Annotated in this window: 15 protein-coding genes and 1 pseudogene; 5 read left to right on the top strand and 11 right to left on the bottom strand. The window is 42.7% G+C overall.

Translation table 11 applies throughout. The features are described from left to right. Positions 1-190: 190 nt before the first annotated feature. From F7734_RS54450 to F7734_RS54420, 8 genes are all read right to left on the bottom strand, one after another. Positions 191-2,281, bottom strand: a complete 2,091-nt coding sequence (locus F7734_RS54450) for a di-heme oxidoredictase family protein (protein ID WP_243147575.1) — start codon at positions 2,279-2,281, stop codon at positions 191-193. 401 nt (positions 2,282-2,682) lie between these two features. Next, positions 2,683-3,219, bottom strand: a complete 537-nt coding sequence (locus F7734_RS54445) for an EF-hand domain-containing protein (protein WP_155752544.1) — start codon at positions 3,217-3,219, stop codon at positions 2,683-2,685. Between the two features lie 641 nt (positions 3,220-3,860). Further along, on the bottom strand, positions 3,861-4,916 hold the full coding sequence (locus F7734_RS54440; RefSeq protein WP_155752543.1) for a WD40 repeat domain-containing protein: 1,056 nt from the start codon (positions 4,914-4,916) through the stop codon (positions 3,861-3,863). Positions 4,917-5,019: 103 nt separating this feature from the next. Continuing rightward, positions 5,020-5,586 carry a ferric reductase-like transmembrane domain-containing protein gene (locus tag F7734_RS54435; RefSeq protein WP_155752542.1) on the bottom strand — a complete coding sequence of 189 codons (567 nt, stop codon included), beginning with the start codon at positions 5,584-5,586 and terminating at the stop codon, positions 5,020-5,022. Positions 5,587-5,840: 254 nt separating this feature from the next. Continuing rightward, on the bottom strand, positions 5,841-6,053 hold the full coding sequence (locus F7734_RS62690) for a hypothetical protein (RefSeq protein ID WP_207714436.1): 213 nt from the start codon (positions 6,051-6,053) through the stop codon (positions 5,841-5,843). A 224-nt stretch (positions 6,054-6,277) separates the two neighbouring features. Beyond that, positions 6,278-6,418 carry a hypothetical protein gene (locus F7734_RS54430; RefSeq protein WP_155752541.1) on the bottom strand — a complete coding sequence of 47 codons (141 nt, stop codon included), beginning with the start codon at positions 6,416-6,418 and terminating at the stop codon, positions 6,278-6,280. 277 nt (positions 6,419-6,695) lie between these two features. Then, entirely contained in the window at positions 6,696-7,475 is a 780-nt protein-coding gene (locus F7734_RS54425; RefSeq protein WP_166482743.1) for a cobalt-precorrin-6A reductase, read from the bottom strand. A gap of 8 nt (positions 7,476-7,483) precedes the next feature. After that, a complete protein-coding gene (locus F7734_RS54420) occupies positions 7,484-7,672 on the bottom strand; it encodes a hypothetical protein (protein ID WP_155752540.1) in 189 nt (62 codons plus the stop codon). A 255-nt stretch (positions 7,673-7,927) separates the two neighbouring features. On the opposite strand from F7734_RS54420, the gene F7734_RS54415 reads away from it, so the two are divergent. Then, the gene (locus tag F7734_RS54415) at positions 7,928-10,456 is read left to right on the top strand and encodes a mannose-1-phosphate guanyltransferase (RefSeq protein ID WP_155752539.1); all 2,529 of its coding nucleotides are present in this window, start codon (positions 7,928-7,930) and stop codon (positions 10,454-10,456) included. Positions 10,457-10,679: 223 nt separating this feature from the next. On the opposite strand, the pseudogene F7734_RS54410 reads toward F7734_RS54415, so the two are convergent. Then, positions 10,680-12,059, bottom strand: a pseudogene (locus F7734_RS54410) (ABC transporter ATP-binding protein). A gap of 52 nt (positions 12,060-12,111) precedes the next feature. Then, positions 12,112-12,234 (bottom strand): hypothetical protein, encoded by a 123-nt coding sequence (locus F7734_RS65875; protein ID WP_279239885.1) that lies wholly within the window; start codon positions 12,232-12,234, stop codon positions 12,112-12,114. 258 nt (positions 12,235-12,492) lie between these two features. Here F7734_RS65875 and F7734_RS54405 point away from each other — a divergent pair, with 258 nt between their 5' ends. The 4 genes from F7734_RS54405 to F7734_RS54390 all read left to right on the top strand — a co-directional run bounded on the left by F7734_RS54405 (position 12,493) and on the right by F7734_RS54390 (position 17,090). After that, a complete protein-coding gene (locus F7734_RS54405) occupies positions 12,493-13,038 on the top strand; it encodes a single-stranded DNA-binding protein (RefSeq protein ID WP_155752538.1) in 546 nt (181 codons plus the stop codon). 589 nt (positions 13,039-13,627) lie between these two features. Beyond that, positions 13,628-14,470: a hypothetical protein gene (locus F7734_RS62685; protein WP_207714435.1), complete on the top strand. Its 843-nt coding sequence runs from the start codon at positions 13,628-13,630 to the stop codon at positions 14,468-14,470. A 64-nt stretch (positions 14,471-14,534) separates the two neighbouring features. Beyond that, a complete protein-coding gene (locus F7734_RS54395; protein ID WP_155752537.1) occupies positions 14,535-15,002 on the top strand; it encodes a hypothetical protein in 468 nt (155 codons plus the stop codon). A gap of 204 nt (positions 15,003-15,206) precedes the next feature. Continuing rightward, positions 15,207-17,090, top strand: a complete 1,884-nt coding sequence (locus F7734_RS54390) for an ABC transporter ATP-binding protein (RefSeq protein ID WP_155752536.1) — start codon at positions 15,207-15,209, stop codon at positions 17,088-17,090. A 320-nt stretch (positions 17,091-17,410) separates the two neighbouring features. Here F7734_RS54390 and F7734_RS54385 read toward each other — a convergent pair whose 3' ends face one another. Then, positions 17,411-18,526, bottom strand: coding sequence for an RRXRR domain-containing protein (locus F7734_RS54385; RefSeq protein WP_155752535.1), 1,116 nt, complete (start codon positions 18,524-18,526; stop codon positions 17,411-17,413). Between the last annotated feature and the right edge of the window lie 321 nt (positions 18,527-18,847).

The raw sequence follows: 18,847 nt of genomic DNA, 5'->3' as shown, positions 1-18,847 counted from the left end.
GGGGGGATTAAGGGGGGTAAGGAGAGATGCCACAGATGGTGGAGTTTTTTCTATGCATCTTCATCTGAAAACGGTATCAAAGCAGGAGCATATTGTTTTAGGGTTTAAGCCACCTGAGGTGCGATCGCTGACTGGGTATGGGGTTGCTTGAGGTTTAAAGGTTAGGGGTATTGTGAACTCTCAATCTGTATTAAAAGCGACCGGGATCGTCATCAAGTGCGAGCATGAAATTCACTAGATCTGCTTGCTGCTGTGGACTAAACCCAGCTTGTTCATCTACGTAAAAGTCATGACCTGTACCATCAAGGTTATTCCTGACTAAAGCAGGGTTAGCCTTGTTAGCGGTGATAACTAAAGCGCGAAGTTCCCTATCGACTAAAGCACGCAAGCTGCTGGCAGCATCAGCAGGTTTGGTTTGGCTGAGGGTGCCAGTCAGTCCCAACCCACTGTTGTCAACAACGGTAAAACTACCATCCTTAGCAAAATCTAAACTTCCCTCACGCACTGCTACACCACCATCATGTAAATAGGGCGCACTTAAATCAAGACCTCGTAAAGAAGTGGTTTTGTAACCGCCATTTGGTAGTATGCCTTGGGGCAGGGTTGTGGGAGTATCAGAAATCCCCTCTGTTGGAACATCCAGGACTTGGGCGTTAGCAGGTATGGGAACAGGAGTATCAAAGGTGTAGAGCTTTGGTGGGACTAATAACTGATTCAGCCCCAAGCGAGCTCGAGCACGGGCTGGATTGGTACCAATTTCTTCAACAGAATGAATTTTGTTATCAGTGAAGAAGGGTGGAATGTGGCAAGTTGCACAGTTTGCTTGCTGAAAGACTTTTGCTCCTCGTCTAACAGAACCGCTTTTCAAGGCTCGCAAGTTTTCAGGAGTGCGGTTGGCTGGTGGAACTAAACTATTTTGGAAAGCAGACATGGCGTTGTTGGCGAATAGGAAAGTACCACTGGCAATATCATCTGGATTTTCACTCTTTGGGCTGAAAATCAAACCGTTGTATGTAAACAAACTAGGTTGCAGGTTTGGATAAGCATCTGTACCTGGAGCACTGACTTGATCTTCTAATTCTGCTTGTGTCGCTTCTGGCGCAACCTTGCGGAGCCATTGTGAGGGTTGTACAGGTTCTCCTGGTGGTAAACGGAGCCTGGGATCGGCAGCATTCTGAAGAACTGTACCAAGATAAACTTCTGAATCAATGTTGAGAGCTTTTTCGCTCAGTTGGAAAGCTGCTAACAAGTTAATTTCCGAAGAGTGAACTCCATTGTTGATAGCACTGAGTCCAGCAAACGGACCGACTGCAAACTGCCCATCAAATCCATAAGGATTTGTTTTAAATGTGAAGATACTGGGAATTTGGGTCGTGTTGTTAATGCTATCTGGTGAACTCTCAAAATGACCAAAAGGTACATCCAACACGGCGTCGTCGAAAGCTTGTTCAAACTTCTGAGGATCTGGTAGTTGTACTAATTGACCTTGGCTGTCAATAATAGTTTTGCCGTTACCTTGATATTGTGGGTCTAGGGGGTTGAAGTTTAACCGCGCAAACCCTGCGGCTGTATTTGGTGATAAAGCAATGAATAGGGGAAGCGCCAGTACGCCATTAGGGACTCCCACAAGGCGATCGCCTTTATTGTTCAGGGTTGCATGACACACTGCACAAGTCAAGTTACCATCAGGTGTAGCTCCAAAGGAATTAGTGGCTCCCTTTTCTACTTGTAAACCCGTATTAATGAGAGTTCCTTTGAGGAAAGTTCGACTCCCTAAGGTTATATCCTTCTGAAGGGTAATTTGTAAGTTTGTTGTTGGCTGACCATGTAAATTAGCGATCGCTGCATTTATTTCTGGCCTAATAATAGCCAACCCTTGTCCAAAACCAAACACTCCTTGTAAACCAAATGTATCGCCTATTTTTCGCTTGAAAAATATCTCTTCACCTTTGGCGATTAAGTCCTGAGTGATTTCAACCGCTCCTACTTGTTGATAAGAAGTTGGATGATTAGGATTGAGTCCCTGCTGTGCAACCAGTTCTGCTGCTTGTTGAGGACTCAGCAGTTTGCCAAAATAGTCATAATAACCTATTGGCTGAGTTGGTGCAGGCTGCATGATGTCCATTTTAGCGAAAGCTATTTGGTCTGCTGTTAACCAATGTGATAGCAAAATCCCAAAAAAGCTCACACAAAAAACAAATATCAGAAAGAGAAATCGTGCTTTAAAAGCAGACAATTTCCTCAAGAAACCATTTTCAGACTTTGCTGTTTGAGGTCTCATGTGAGATTGATTATAGATTTGTAGCTTAGATATACCATATATAGGAATGAATATAGACAAAAGCGAATATTTTGTTTTGACATTTTATTAATATGCTCTCTCATATCATGTCCGGTAGCATAACTATAATAAAAGTTTCTTAATTTCTTAGCGCCTTTGCGTCTTAGCGTGAGCTTTATTTAGCTTATATAAGCGGACATGATATCAGATATATTTGGTGTTCCTATTCCACACCTAAATCGAGCATTGATGTCAAGTTCTCAGATCTCACTCAATGAACCACAACATTTTTTAGTGATTCACCGAACATAATATTATCTATCTAAAAATTCTTATGGCACTTGAGGGGAGTATCCCAATGCACGCAAAATCAAGGTAATTCACCACAAGTATGGCGTACATTACTCCATAGAACCCCAAAACCAGTTTCCTACAGCACCGGGTTCCTTTTCAGTTAGAAATTCTCTTTTAGCAGAAACAAACTCTTTTTTAGAGAGGATACCGTCCTTATCGGTATCAAGCTTGGAGAATACAAAATCTGATTGTTCAGCATCTAGGTCAAACACACTGAAAAAGAGTCGATGCTCTTGTTGTGATATGTGACCATCACTATCTAAATCAACAATGTCAAACACAGTCTCTATTAAAGGGTCATTGTAATCTGGATTTGAAACCGCTTGCTCTATGCCCTGACAAAATTCTTCGGGACTTACCTTACCATCTTTATCCAAATCCGCTTTAGACCAAAAATTCTCCCAAACTTGAAGCCACTTAATCAACAAATCTTTGTGAATCTCTGAACCAAGCTCTGCGTTACGGATGTTGGTGAACCTAGCGGCAAAAATCTCAGCATCTTCTTTCCCAATGAAGCCTGAATTATCAACATCCAGACAGGAAAAGTGATGTAATAATTTTTTTCGATGATATTGACTTAACAATGCTTTTTCCTTTTGTTTACCATACGATACGTAATTACATTACCACGGGAGTCCAATGCATGCAAAGTTGAGCGTAAGTAAAACTGGACGGCTCAAGCCGGATCGCCCGTGGAAAAATTGATTGAGGCGTTTCTGAATACTATGCTAGTGTCACACTTTAGGATGCAGAAGATAGGTTGTAGACTACTCCCTTTCCGCCCGAAGATTACTTATTTAAATGAACCACAAAGACGAGGCAGCGCGTTGCGGGGGTTTCCCCCGTTGTAGCGCCTGCCGTCGCAAAGAGCGCTAAGAAAGAGGAAAAGTAGATCGGTAATCTTATAGCGAGAAGGGAGTAGCATATTTCTTTTCCTCCCCTGCCTTGATTTTAAATGCGTTTGCCCTGGTAGCTGAGGGCGGGTGTCTTACCCACCCTACAAAAATAGCAACAGACTCGAAAGGTGTTCAAAAGGGACGTAAATCAAGAGAGAATTTGTATCATTAACAAGCTATACTGAAAACGGTTTAGAACGAGACTTTCCAACAATTACCAACAGTCGTAGGGGCGCAAGGCATTGCGCCCCTACAAATGCTGTGAACCCATTTTGAAAAAGAACAGTTGTTAGGCGTTCACAGTATATAAAACTGCAACCCATACCTTCTTAAAAGTTTTCAGACAAGTTCCAAATCTTAATCGTTTCATCTGCACTACCACTGGCAAGAGTGCGATCGCCGTTTGGATTGAAAGCTACACTCCAAACTGCTTTATCATGTCCTGAGAGAGTTTTTAATAATTGCCCGTTTTGCGAATTCCATAACTTAATTGTCTTGTCATAACTGCCACTAGCAATAAATTTTCCATCGGGGCTAAAAGCAACTGACCAAACTGCGTGTCTGTGTCCGTCAAGAATTTTAAACAACTGTCCGTTGACCAAATTCCATAGCTTAATTTTCCCTTCGCGATCGCCACTAGCAAGAATTCTTCCATCAGGACTAAAACTAACTGACGAAATAGCTGTTTCATGTGCATCCAAGGGAATTTTTAACTGACCATTATTAAGATTCCAAATCAGAAGTTTTCCGTCTTCAGTACCACTAGCGACGAGTTGCCTATTTGTATTAATCGCCACAGTTTGTACTGAGTGTTTGTGGTTTAACGTGCGAATTAATTTCCCTGTTTTTAAGTTCCACAATTTAACAGTTCTATCCCAACTTGCAGAAGCTAAGGTTGTCATGTCCGAGCTAATAGCCACTGCATCAACATTGTCTGAATGTCCAGACAATGTACGAATTAATTTGCCATTTTCGAGATTCCACAATTTAATTCGATTATCCCAACTACCACTGGCGAGAATACGTCTAAACCCCTGCGGCGAAACTTCGCGAACGGAGCTAATGGCAAGGGATTTTACTGCATCACCATGTCCATCAATCGTTTTACCTTCAATCGTGTGAAGTAATTTGCCATCTTGTTGATTCCAAATCTTAATAGTACCGTCATAACTACCAGAAGCTAAAGTTTTGCCATCTGGACTCATTGCGATCGCATAGATCCAATGTGAATGCCCTTTAAGAGTCCTATAATCTTGAGAAGCTGGTACACACATTTCGGACTTTGATTGAGAAAGCGATTTAGACCAACTCAATGCAACAACACCTACTATAGTACTTATTGCCAGTGCGATCGACACTTTCTTAGGAAGAGATTTTATTACCATAGAAATATTCTCCCGTACTTCAAGTTATAAAATTGTCACTAAAAATATATATATTTCTTACATCTTTATTGATGTAACCAAAAAATTAATAACTGGTCATTGGTCACTGGTCACTGCTTATTAACATAGGCACTGTAATTTTTTTCTGTTGTTTTTGTTTTGCAGAGAAGTGTTGAATCCAATAATGCTTATAAAGAAATAAAACTGTAACTCCCGATATTGCCGTCAGCCCAATAGGCGTTAAATACGTCCAATGACCTGACATCTTGTCCCAAATATGCCATGTCAGTAGAAACATGGCGAAATAGGTAAGTTGGTGTAATTTCTTCCAGTTTTTCTTAAGTTTCTTGACACTCCAGTTGTTCGAGGTAATTGTTAACAACGCAAAAATTATGAAAGTTGCTATGCCCTGAATATAAATCCAAAATGTTTTCAAATCAAACAAATCAATATTTCTTTGTTTGATTAATGGGAAACTATGCAACACGGTAAAAACGAAAGCTAAAATACCTATGGAACGCCGATGCTTAAGAAGCAATTGAGGAATTCCAGTTTCTTTTGTCAGAGGAAATACTATCCTCAAAAGTGTGGGAAGCAGCGTGAGAATATAGCAAGTTAATGCCAAAAAACCCAAAATATTAGCCTGTAACGGCATATCCATTGTTATCATAGTAAATCTCCCAATAATTTCATTGCTCTTACTAAATAGGTGCCAGCAAAATCCCTTTATGCACTTGCGGGGTAGTTCTATGTACAATAACCGCACCCTTAACGCAGCGCAGGCAGATGAATGAGATATATCTGAAAATAATGTATAGACGATCTGTTTCAACCGTCTTTACAAAAGTTTTACGCAATGCATAATTAATTTCCAATCCAATGCTAATTTATTTACGCAAGAAGAATTGTTGTATTTGGTTGGAACTAAGGACACAAAAATGGTTGTGACATGGGAAAGCTTAATAACCAGTATGGCGATCGCTCTAGGATGCTCACCCTATCAGAAAAATGTGTCATGAGCGAAGCAACTAGGCTGTTGATACACGTCCTATCATTCACAATACTGCGTAGGTTTTGCTTAAAAATCCGAAAATACGTAGGTTGGGTTTCGTTCCTCAACCCAACATTTACAAGCATTTGTTGGGTTTCACACACGGGTTTACCCCTACTACAAAAACTCTCAGCCCTTGCAGTATTGCTATCATTCAGCCTTATCTTGATAAAGCTGGAATAACGCTAACCCAAACCCTGAGTAGTCAGAGTCTTGAGCTAATAGTCGCATCAAGGCTATCGGAAATTATTTATTGCGAGCGTCAAGCAAAAAGTCGTAAAGATCGCAACAACTACACAGTGGTTTTCACTTATTTAGACCACACTCTTAATTCTTTTGCGCCTTTGCGCCTTTGCGTGAGATAAAAAAGATGTGGTTCATGTACCTGAAAATAGCTGTAAGTCGTCAAAATAATTAACCACCAATCTTCTCCAGATAGTTCCTTTTTCATTGGTTATAATTTAAATTCTCGTTGATTTCTCTAAAATGGCTTCCTGTCTACTCAGATTATTAATCTTCCTCTCGTCTTTCTTCGTGTCCTTTGCGTCTTTGCGGTTCATTCAAATTAGTAACTCTCGGACAAAACAGGAGGAACTCGGAGAATTTTTAAAAAATTTTGGGCGAATAGAAATCTCCAAGGCTACGATCCACTGAAACTTCACAAACATCCTCGACTCGAATTGTTGGGTTTCGTTCCTCAACCCAACCTACGAACCAAATACCATCTGCTACAGGCTGCGGTTAAAAACATATCTTTCACAAAACCCCAAAACCTCCAAAAAATCACTTGTTTGCTGTGGATAAACAACCTCAGGTCTAGAAACCAAAACCAACCCTACACCCAACTCCGCCGCAACTTGACGCTTCACATCCTCCCCCCCAGCAGAACCCGAAGCCTTACTCACAACCAAAGAAACGCCCCATTGTCGCCACAAAGCCATTTCCAAATCTGCAGTTATCGGAGGACGCAAACAAATCAAGCGATCGCTCGTAAACCCAGCTTGAAAAGCAGCTTCCAAAGCCACAACAGATGGAAGCAACCGAGCCAACAAAGTAGCCCGCTTTTGCCAAGGTAAAAACAGGTGCAACGGTTTATACCCCACAATCAATAGCACCCGTTGATTTTCTAAATAATTCCCTTTAATAATAGTATCAAAACTATCTACACAAACAACTCCCCCCCTCTCCCCTTCTTCCAAAACAGGACGCTCATACCGCAAGTAGGGAATTTGCCATTTTTCACAAGTTGCGATCGCTACCTGAGAAATCTCCACAGCAAAAGGGTGCGACGCATCAACAACAGCAGCAATTTGCTGTTCTTGTAAAAACTCATTTAAACTATCTGCACTCAATCGCCCCACCCAAACCCGGATTGTAGAGCTATCTGGGTAGAGCGATCGCGCTGATTCTGTTGTCACAGTAACAGTACAAGGAATCTGGGAACGGGAGAGCAGAAGCGCTAAAGAAGCACTCTCTTGAGTTCCACCAATTAACCAGACACGTCCCACAGAGACACTTAACCCTTTAACGCCTTTCTAAAGTTTTGACGATAGGACTTACTTGTACTGAATAAAACAGGCCACATTAAAGCTAAACTGAGACGATTGGGGAAAGAGCGCTGAAAATTCGTGCGTTCAAAGCCATTCCAAAACTTCCAAACACCAAGCCCGTAACCGACTACCAATATCAAACTGACTAATTCCATTTATAGAACTCCACTGTACTCTATCTTAAAAAAACCCTATCTAATTAAGTATAGGTCTAACAAATCTACAACTCCAGTTATGTGATTTACTACACCATCATTCTTAATAGTATACTGGCATTTTATACCAAGACTAGAAAGCGATTTGATGCATAAGCGCGAAAGTTCCTTAAACTAAGAGATACATAAGATAAATAAAGAAAATAGTTTGTGGGTGTTGAGGTAGCAAGTCGTGCAAACAGCTAAGGAGGATTTATGCGTGCAGTTCTGATGGCGGGGGGTTCTGGAACACGGCTTCGTCCGCTTACCTGTGACCTACCCAAACCAATGGTTCCCATACTCAATCGACCCATTGCCGAACACATCATTAATCTTTTAAAACGGCATCAAATCACAGAAGTTGTTGCCACACTCCATTATTTACCCGATGTTCTGCGAGACTACTTCCAAGACGGCAGCGACTTTGGCGTACAAATGACCTATGCCGTAGAAGAAGACCAGCCTTTAGGGACTGCGGGCTGCGTAAAAAACATTGCCGAACTGCTTGATGAAACTTTTTTAGTCATTAGTGGAGATAGTATAACAGATTTTGACTTAACAGGCGCAATTGAATTTCACAAACAAAAAAAATCAAAAGCTACTTTGATTTTGACCCGCGTTCCCAATCCCATTGAGTTTGGGGTAGTCATTACCGATGAGGAAGGACGAATTAAACGATTTTTAGAAAAACCTTCCACCAGTGAAATTTTTTCCGACACTGTCAACACTGGTACGTATATTTTAGAACCAGATGTTTTAGACTACTTACCAGCCAATCAGGAAAGTGACTTCTCAAAAGAGTTGTTCCCCTTACTACTTGAGAAGAATGAGCCGATGTACGGTTACGTTGCTCAAGGGTACTGGTGTGATGTTGGGCACCTTGATGCTTATCGTGAGGCTCAGTACGATGCACTATACGGCAAAGTTAAATTAGACGTTGCTTACCAGGAAACTTCTCCTGGAATTTGGATCGGTCAGAATACTTATATTGACCACACAGCAAAGATTGAAGCTCCCGCAGTTATCGGAGACAATTGCCGAATTGGAGCAAGAGTTGTCATTGAATCGGGAACTGTCCTTGGCGATAACGTTACCGTTGGCGCTGATGCCAATCTCAAGCGCCCGATTATCTGGAATGGAGGCATTATCGGTGAAGAAGTACACTTATCAGCAAGTGTCATTTGCCGTGGTGCGCGTGTAGATCGTCGCGCCCATGTCCTGGAAGGCGCTATAGTTGGTTCGCTTTCAACGGTGGGAGAAGAAGCCCAAATTAGCCCCTTTGTCAGAGTTTGGCCTAGCAAAAAGATAGACTCAGGCGCAATCCTCAACATAAACTTGATTTGGGGAAATACAGCCCAACGCAATTTATTTGGACAACGCGGCGTCCAAGGGTTGGCAAATATCGACATCACCCCAGAATTTGCCGTTAAGTTAGGAGCAGCTTACGGTTCTATCTTAAAACCGGGCTCTCGCGTGACAGTTTCTCGCGACCAACGCAATATTTCTCGCATGGTCACCCGGTCATTAATTGCGGGTTTGATGTCAGTGGGTGTTGATATTCAAAACCTAGATGCAACAGCTATTCCCATCGCTCGCACGGTCATACCTACTATGTCAGTCGCAGGCGGTATTCACGTGCGGGTACATCCAGATCGCCCCGACTACATCTTGATTGAATTCATGGATGCAAAGGGAATTAACATCTCCAAAGCCTTAGAAAAGAAAATTGAAGGGGCTTATTTCAAGGAAGATATGCGGCGATCGCAGATTCATGAAATTGGTGATGTCGCCTACCCCAGCCAAGTCATGGATCGCTACTGCACGGCTTTTGAAAAATTGCTACACGTTGACACAATTCGTAACAGTCGAGCAAAAGTCGTCATCGACTACGTTTACTCCGTTTCAGGAGCCGTATTGCCGCAAATGCTAGACAACTTTGGGGCTGATGCAGTCGTGCTCAATGCCAGTCTCAATAAAAACGCCATGTCAGCCACCGATCGCGAAACCCTCCTAACACAGTTAGGTCATGTTGTAGAAGCATTAAAAGCAAACTTTGGCGTCCAAGTTTCAGCCAACGGAGAGCAACTGATTTTAGTTGATGAAGCAGGTATGCCCATTCGTGGTGAAATGCTGACAGCCCTCATGGTAGACATGATATTAACCGCTCAACCGAGGGGAACAGTCGTTGTACCGGTTCATGCTTCCAGCGCTGTCGAGCAAATTGCCCGCCGTCATGATGGTAGAGTCATTCGCACAAAAGCAAACCCCACAGCATTAATGGAAGCATGTCAGAAAAATTCCAATGTTGTCTTGGGAGGGAGTGGCGACACGGGATTTATATTCCCCCACCTGCATCCCGGTTTTGACGCCATGTTCTGCATTGCCAAACTCATTGAAATGCTGACCATACAAGAGCGTTCTTTAACCACCGTCCGGGCTGAATTACCCCGTGTCGTTCACAGAACCTACACAGTGCGTTGTCCGTGGACAGCAAAAGGAGCATTAATGCGCCACCTAGTAGAAACCCACCCAGCCCAAAATCTAGAATTGATTGATGGAGTGAAAATCTGTCAACCTTACGATGATAGTTGGGTGTTAGTCCTACCCGATGCCAGCGAACCAATAGTACATCTGTATGCAAACAGCAACGATCGCGATTGGGTGGATGATTCTCTAAGACAATACCGCTCTCGCGTACAAGCCTTTGTAGAAAGAGAGCAAGAAACTGTCGCTGCTCAAGTGTAAGAATGTTGGTGGTTAGTTGTTGGTTGTTGGTTGTTGGTTGTTGGTTGTTGGTTGTTGGTTGTTGGTTGTTGGTTGTTGGTGGATAGTGGATAGTGGATAGTTGTTAGTTGTTAACCACTAACCACTAACCACTAACCACTAACCACTAACCACTAACCACTAACCACTAACCACTAACCACTAACCACTAACCACTAACCACTAACCACTAACCATCAACCAATCACAAAAATATCGCCTGCTCTGTTTCTGGGTCAAAAAAGTGAATTTTTTCTGTTGTTAAAGATAACCAAAGCTGTTCGCCAAAACTTATAATTCGGTCTGATGGAACTCGTACTTGTAACTCATTGGTTGAAAAAGCAGATTTTTGAAACTTGGGGTCAAGCAGTGTTGTGGCAAGATATGTATCATTGCCTAAATTCTCTACTAACTCTACTTTTACAGGTAAATTTTTGGTTGCAGGTACGCTTAAAATCAAATGTTCTGGACGAATACCTAATATCAGTGTTCGACCATCATATTTTTTTAACGCATTTTCCCAAACCTCTGGTAGGGTGAGGCGGAAATCTCCATTGGTAATCAGCAGGGGAGCATGAAACTCTACACGAATAAAATTCATTGGTGGCGAACCAATAAATTCTGCAACAAAGCGGTTAGCAGGATAATTGTAAAGTTCTAATGGCGATGCAACTTGCTGTAGCTGTCCTTGATTGAGAACAGCTATGCGATCGCCCATCGTCATTGCTTCTGTTTGGTCGTGGGTTACGTAAATTGTTGTTACACCCAATTGACGTTGTAATTTGACAATTTGAGCGCGAGTTTCCGTGCGGAGTTTTGCGTCTAAGTTAGAAAGAGGTTCATCCATCAAAAACACTTGAGGATTCCGTGCAATTGCCCGTCCTAAAGCGACTCTCTGCCTTTGTCCTCCAGAAAGTTGCTTGGGTAAACGATTCAGCAAAGCTTCCATTTGCAGTAACTGAGCAACATAACGCACCCGTTCATCTACTGCCCGTTCTTTGTCAGAAATATATCTTAGCCCCTTCGGTAATTTCTTAGTCATTGCCACTAGGAAATCGGCGATTGGCGATTGGCGATTGGCGATTAGTTGTAAACTATTCTCCCTTGTCTCCCTTGTCTCCCTTGTCTCCCTTGTCTACCTTATCTCCCTTGTCTCCCTTGTCTCCATTCCCCATTCTCCATTGCCCAATTCCCTCCGCCTCAATCCAAAAGCAATGTTGTCATATACCGTCATGTGAGGGTAGAGAGCATAATTTTGAAACACCATTGCAATGTCTCGCTCTTTTGGAGGGAGATCGTTCACCAAGCGATCGCCCACCCAGATATTCCCACCTGTGAGAACTTCCAATCCAGCAATTAACCGTAAAAGAGTGCTTTTACCACAACCAGAAGGTCCTACAAGAACCATAAATTCACCATCTGTCACTGTCAGATTGATTCGCCGTAGAACGCCAGCATTGTCCGAACGGTGAACAGCAGCACTGTTTTTATCTGATTTCGATAGGGGTTGAGTCGGTGATGTAATACTTTCCCCTTTACGAGGAGGAAAACTTTTATAAACGTTTTCTAGAATAACTTGCGCCACGAGTTTTAAATAATAGTCAACGGTCAACAGTCAATGGTCAATGTAATTTGAACTATTGACCAGTGACAGCGCCAATGATACACCGAATTTTCAACGGTGGGGAGATTTTCCAGTTCAACAGGTTGTTTGGATTGGAGAATGTATGTTCGCGATTGTCATAATATGCTAGTGCCATAACTGCCGCACAATATGGTACAATTATACTACTAAAGTGTCAAATGCTATGCTGGTCAGGCGAAGGTAGCAAGCAGTTTTATAGTTGTTTGCGACAATTGCTTGCCTTTTGTGCTAGAAGTGATGCACAACAACCAACAGAGCCTTTTTTAATTTAAAAAATTCTCGCCAAAATCTCATGCCAATTTTTCCATCCCAACTGTTGTGCTACTTGCTATTCGTTAATCTTATGAAAGAGTTTTAATTCAGGAGGAATTACATGAACCTTTGTTTTTTGATGGTAGAAATTATTCAAGAACCACAACTGCGTCACACACAAGATGGATTGGAACTGACCGAAATGGTGGTACAGTTTCCAGGACTGCGAGCAGAAGATCCACCTGCAACCATAAAAGCAGTGGGGTGGGGTACTTTAGCTGAACATATTCATCAAAATTATCATCAAGGCGATCGCGTTCTTTTAGAAGGACGCCTTAATATGAATACGGTACCACATCAGGAAGGGTATAAAGAAAAGCGAGCAGAATTGACAATACAAAAGATTCATTCCCTAGGAACAGGGTTTGACACGAGTCCCAGACCATCTGTTACCAGAACATCGCCCGCACCTGTGGCGTCTGTACAATCTACTCCGAGTTACAATTCTCCAGTATCCACATCGAAGCCCGTAACCAACGGATCTGGCGTCCTTCCTCAAAATAACTTCGACGAAGAACCCATACCCCAAAGTAAAAATTTCGAGCGCAACACTTATCCAGCGCCCGCAGATGAACAAGCTCCAATTGATGATGATATTCCTTTTTAGCTAATGGCTAATGGCTAATGGCGAATGGCTAATTGCTAATGGCGAATGGCTAATGGCGAATGGCTAATTGCTAATTGTAAGTCTAGTAGTTGAACTCGTTATTCCTTGAACTCGTTCCCAGGCGGAGCCTGGGAATGCAAACTGTGAGGCTCCGCCTCGCGTTCTGTAACGTACAGGAGGCGGAGCCTCCTTTTAGGCATTCCCATGCTCTGCATGGGAACGAGGACAAACTCACGATTAGCCATTAGCTATTAGCCATTAGCAATTTGCAATTAACTGCTTAGTCAATACTTTAGTAATTGCTCACAAAGATCGTTGGTGTCGATTTGGCTTCGAGTTTTTTGAACACTTTTGTTCAGTTCATGGATGTGAAATTATTGTAGTTAATCAGGAATCGGCTTCTCCTCAACAAGAACTGATAGAAGACTTAATGGCTGTTATCCATTCTTTTTCTTGTGGATTGTATGGATTGCGTAAGTACAAATCTGAAATTGAAAAAAAATCGTGAGTCTGCATAAATAACAATTGTCAAACCTATGAGAACTTGTTAGGATATTTATATCCTGTTAGGTCGAAAGGATAAATACCAGTGAGTAAAAACGGAAAGAAAAAGAAATCGCTGATTAGTCAGCTAACAACTCGTAGTAGAAGTAAAGTAAAGAAAGTAAACACAGATACTCCTTTGTATCATCTTCGTCGTGGCATTGAAGCTAAATTGCCAGATCGTGTATTCCTAGAAGATTGGGACAATTATTACCAATCAATTTTAAGAACTGGCTTAAACGATATGCAAAATGGTAAATCTGAAGATGATATTGAGCGGACTTATCAAAAACGTTTCAATATCCAATGGGCATGGGATGATAGCATTGCCAACCAAGTTCAGTCTACCTTTAATCAACTTACAACAGCCCATGAGAATCAACTAGAGGAACTAGCAGAGGATATCAAGAAAGGTTACGAAAAAGTTTCTCAAACTATTGAAAAGTTGACGGATATTTTAGCCAACCCTACCAAAAGATCTCTGAAGGAATTTGATAAAAAACTCTTAGGTATTCATTCTAAGTTAGATAGATTAAAGCGCAAGCAGAGACAACTAGATAAATTATCTTCAACCACTAGGCTACACATCTGCTTTGGTTCAGCTAAACTGTTCAATGCTCAGCACCACCTAGAAGCCAATGGATACACTAATCATGAAGAGTGGTTGGAAGATTGGCAAAAAAAGCGCGGTGGAAACTTTTACTCTGTGGGGAAAGGATCGGTTGATGGTAACAATACAATGACTCCTATTCATTGGATTGGAGAAGATCAATTTACCATGACAATCAAAGTTCCCCCTTTTCTTCAATCAGACTATAGAAATGTTATTGTTATACCTTTTGAAATCAAGGAGGTTAGCGTCAGCATTTCAATGTCCAATTGCTTGTGAGAATCTTGACTTTAATAAGAAAAAAGCATCATTACGCCACTCTGGAAGTAAAGCATACAACAGGATGCTTTCGGGATTTATCTATGATACTTTCCGTTCAAGCCTAGTAGCGAGAGCCGAGAAATATGGAGTACAAGTGATATTTGTCTCTCCTTACTTTAGCAGTGCGATCGGAATGATAAAGTATATGCCCAAATATGCATTATCTTCCGGTACAGCAGCTGCGATGGTAATTGCTAGGAGAGCGTTAGGTTTCAAAGAGCGTATTCCGCGCATATGGCTAAATTCTTTATCTTTTAGTGATGAACCTGTGGATTCAGAACTAGATGGATTTGGTGGAAGGTGGAAAACTATTTCTAATCTAATTAGGAGCAAGGTGAAACGCCGTCACCAGTTGTTCAACTCAACGAAAGTCCTAGAGGTCTTAAAAGTTCCCTCAATTCGGGAAAACCAGGAGGTTACTTCTTTGCAAGTAGAGACGTTGAGCAAGGTACTATCAAAGCCTGAGTCGCCGCAGCGGGCAAGCGATTAGAAAATGTGGAGTGAAAGAGGATATAGAGAATGGTTTTTTCGGGCTGAGCGCCTCGATCAACTTACGGCAAGACTCGGAGCATCGAGCGACGAGGAATTGTCAACCTGAATCTACTATCTCTCTAACAAAACTACACGTTCTAATAGGTTTTAAGAAGGTGTTAAAATCCAAATATTTATAAGCAACGCTTTAAACCTGACTGTTATGAGAGACACTATTCTGGACGTTCGCAATCTGCAAGTTGAATTTGTTGGTGATACCAAAGCTGTTAAAGCTGTGGATGGTATCTCTTTTGAGTTGCGCCGAGGAGAAACGCTGGGAATAGTAGGGGAGTCGGGAAGCGGAAAATCAGTGACATCTCTGGCTGTGATGGGTTTGATACAAAATCCGGGCAGGATAAGTGGGGGTGAGATTTTGTTTAGTCCCCAAGAAAATAGCACGCCTATCGATTTGCGGAAGTTACCTCCGGAGGAAATGCAACTTCACAGAGGTGGCAATATCGCTATGATATTTCAAGAACCAATGAGTTCACTCAATCCAGTTTACACCATTGGGTTTCAGTTAACGGAAGCGATTTTGCGACATCAAAATATCTCATCTGAAGAAGCAAAACGACAAGCGATCGCACGCCTGCAAGAAGTGAAGTTGCTTCCCAGTGATGAAGCATTGAAGGAACAATATATAGAGACTTGGAAAACTTCTGTTGGTTCATCAACCCTAGATGAGCACAAACTCGCACAGTTGGTCAAACAGCATAAAGAATCAATTTTAGACCGTTACCCGCACCAACTTTCTGGTGGTCAATTGCAAAGGGTCATGATAGCCATGGCAATTTCGTGCAACCCATTGTTATTGATTGCTGACGAACCAACGACAGCGTTAGATGTGACGGTTCAAGCAACAATTCTTGAGCTGATGCGAGAATTACAGCAACGCCGTGATATGGGGATGATTTTTATCACTCACGATTTAGGGCTGATTGCAGAAACAGCTGATAAAGTCGCAGTGATGTACAGGGGCAAAATTGTAGAGCAAGGTGCTGCTGTAGACATTTTTGCCAATCCCCAACATCCTTATACTAAAGGCTTAGTTGCTTGTCGCCCCACCCTCAACAGCCGCCCTCAAAAACTCCTGACAGTTTCCGATTATATGCAGGTAGAAGAAACGCCCACAGGAGAAGTGGTGATACAGCCCAAACAACCCGCTCAACCAACAGAAGTTACTACTGAGGAGCTTTCTCAAAGATTAGTCACTTTGGAACAACAGCCGCCTTTATTGCAAGTCCGCAACCTGAAAGTGGGTTTTCCCGTAAAGGGTTTGTTTGGCGGTACAAAACGCTACCATATGGCAGTGAATGGAGTTTCCTTTGAGGTGAAAAAAGGGGAAACTTTGGGATTGGTAGGAGAATCTGGTTGTGGCAAAACTACTGTTGGGAAAACTTTGCTGCGATTAATTCAACCAATGAGCGGTGAAATCTTGTTTGAGGGACGAGATGTTACACATTTTCAAGGCAAAGCTTTGCAAGATCTGCGAAGGGAAATGCAAATTGTGTTTCAAAATCCTTTTAGCGCTCTCGATCCCCGCATGAAGGTTGGGGATGCAATTATGGAGCCTTTGGTGATTCATTCGATTAATAATACAAAGCAGCAACGTCGCGATCGCGTAGCTTATCTTTTAGAAAGAGTGGGTTTGAGTGCAGATGCTATCAACCGCTATCCTCACCAATTTTCTGGAGGACAACGCCAAAGGATTTGTATTGCCCGTTCTTTAGCTTTGAATCCCAAGTTTATCATTTGTGATGAATCCGTTTCTGCCCTTGATGTATCGGTGCAGGCGCAGGTATTGAATTTGCTTAAAGAATTGCAAGATGAATTTGGATTGACCTATATCTTTATTTCCCACGATTTAAGTGTCGTGAAATTTATGAGCGATCGCATTTTAGTCATGAATCGCGGTCAAATTGTGGAGCAGGGTACAGCAGAGACAATTTATCGAGAACCCAAAGAAGAATATACTCAGAAACTCATTGCATCAATTCCTACAGGTAGTCCCGAACGGGTGCGACAGCGTCAAGTGAAAGCGTCTTAAAGAAGGCAGAGGGCAGCTATGTTCCCCACGCTTCACCTCGTTCCCCACGCTTCACCTCGTTCCCAGGCGGAGCCTGGGAATGCCTTCACTGAGGCTCTGCCTCCAGTATGGCGAAACAAAGCCTGCTGTGCTGCATTCGCCAGCCCTGGCACCGGAACGAGAGGACGAGAAAACATCACCTGAGGGACAACATCCCCATTGTGGATTCTATATCCTTTAAGTCGCAGTGTATCTCAAAATTTCACAAAAATTATTATTTTTCATCTTTTCTCCACAGGATACCCCATCCGTCAGCGAAGCACGGTGGGGAGGAATGTGGGTCAAATTTGACCCCTCAATGGGGTTAAATTTGACAACTTCCGAGTTGACAGCACGATTAAACCCGTGCTTCGCTGTATCAATCGGACTTTGCTAGCAGTGAATTGTCCTAAACGCTTCCAGTCCACGTCACTGACTGAAACTTGTTTTTCGGTATCGCCACTCACCCATCCACGGTAGGTTTTGCCTGCTTTTACTGCTTCCACGTAGTCTCCTTTGCGGAAACCGTGACGGGTTGTGGTGCCGCCATATTTACGCCGTTCTCCACCCTTTGAGGGTTTTTGTAAGTGCAATTGACGACGTGATATTGGTGGACGACGAATTATGGTGAATGGTGCAGAAGTGACAACAACTTTGCCAATCCATCCTTGAGAGTTGTAACTAGTGATGCCATATCGAATGAAAGCACTACACGCTATGGCTACACCATCTACAGCATGAGTTGCGGGTATTGCATCACCCTTGGAATGTTTTTGTTTGTGCAATCCAAGATGTGTACGGAGATTAGCAGTTTGCCAACCTTCAATGGTTGATACTTCGTACCCTTGTTCTGCCAAACGTGCCAAGTTCCACTTTTGAGCGACCATGACCGGGCTAAATCCTTTGTCACCACGAGCCTGCACTTTTTCGTACACCACTTTGGTAAATGGAAAGATTTGCCAAAGTTCGTCAATAATGCGCTTCTCTAAGTCGCGGTTAGCACGGATACTTGGTGGAATCTTGCTGTTGCGTCGATTGTCGAAACGTTTTTGGCGATGAGCACGGTATTCAAAGGGTAGCTTGCGGTTAATCCTTCTACCTCTTCTACCACGTCGCATTATGGCACGTTGCTCCATGCGCTCAGTCACCGTCTCAAATGGTAACTGTAAATGTGCCATCCACAAGGTAAATTTAACGGACTGTACGGCTATGCCCGAGTAATATTTGCCTGGGTCTACACCAATTACAATTTTTTGTACTTCGTTACCTGACGCATCAAACAGCAATTGGATTTGAAATATCCCAAGGTCGTTGTGTACGACTTTGGCTTTGCCTTGCTCTAACCAACGCCTTGCTCTGCTCGCTTTTGTGGGCATTAACCTTGCCCCATCTTTACTTAATACTGGTACTCGTTGCATAAGAGATAATCCTATGAAAGTTGTCAGTCTCCTCGCCCACTCAACCTCAGATGTCTTGCCGTTACGCAACGCCCCGAACAAAAGGGCTTACAGTGTTGAGGCACTCCGTTGCTCTGGTTTCCAGAGTTGAAGGAAGTGCCGTTCCGAACTGGAGAAGCATTCGGATGTGGTTTACCAAGATTGAGCACTCTAATATGTTCCAGGGCTATTCAACGCTTACGTCACCAAGTTTGCTCTTGGCAATCCCGCTGGCTAAGGTCAGAGAGTCGCCCCTCTGCCTCGCCTACAAAACCGTGCGTGAGATTTTCACCTCACACGGCT

The sequence above is a fragment of the Scytonema sp. UIC 10036 genome (genome assembly GCF_009725235.1).
Note: the sequence above shows the minus strand (reverse complement) of the source record. Positions and strands in the feature narration are given on the sequence as shown.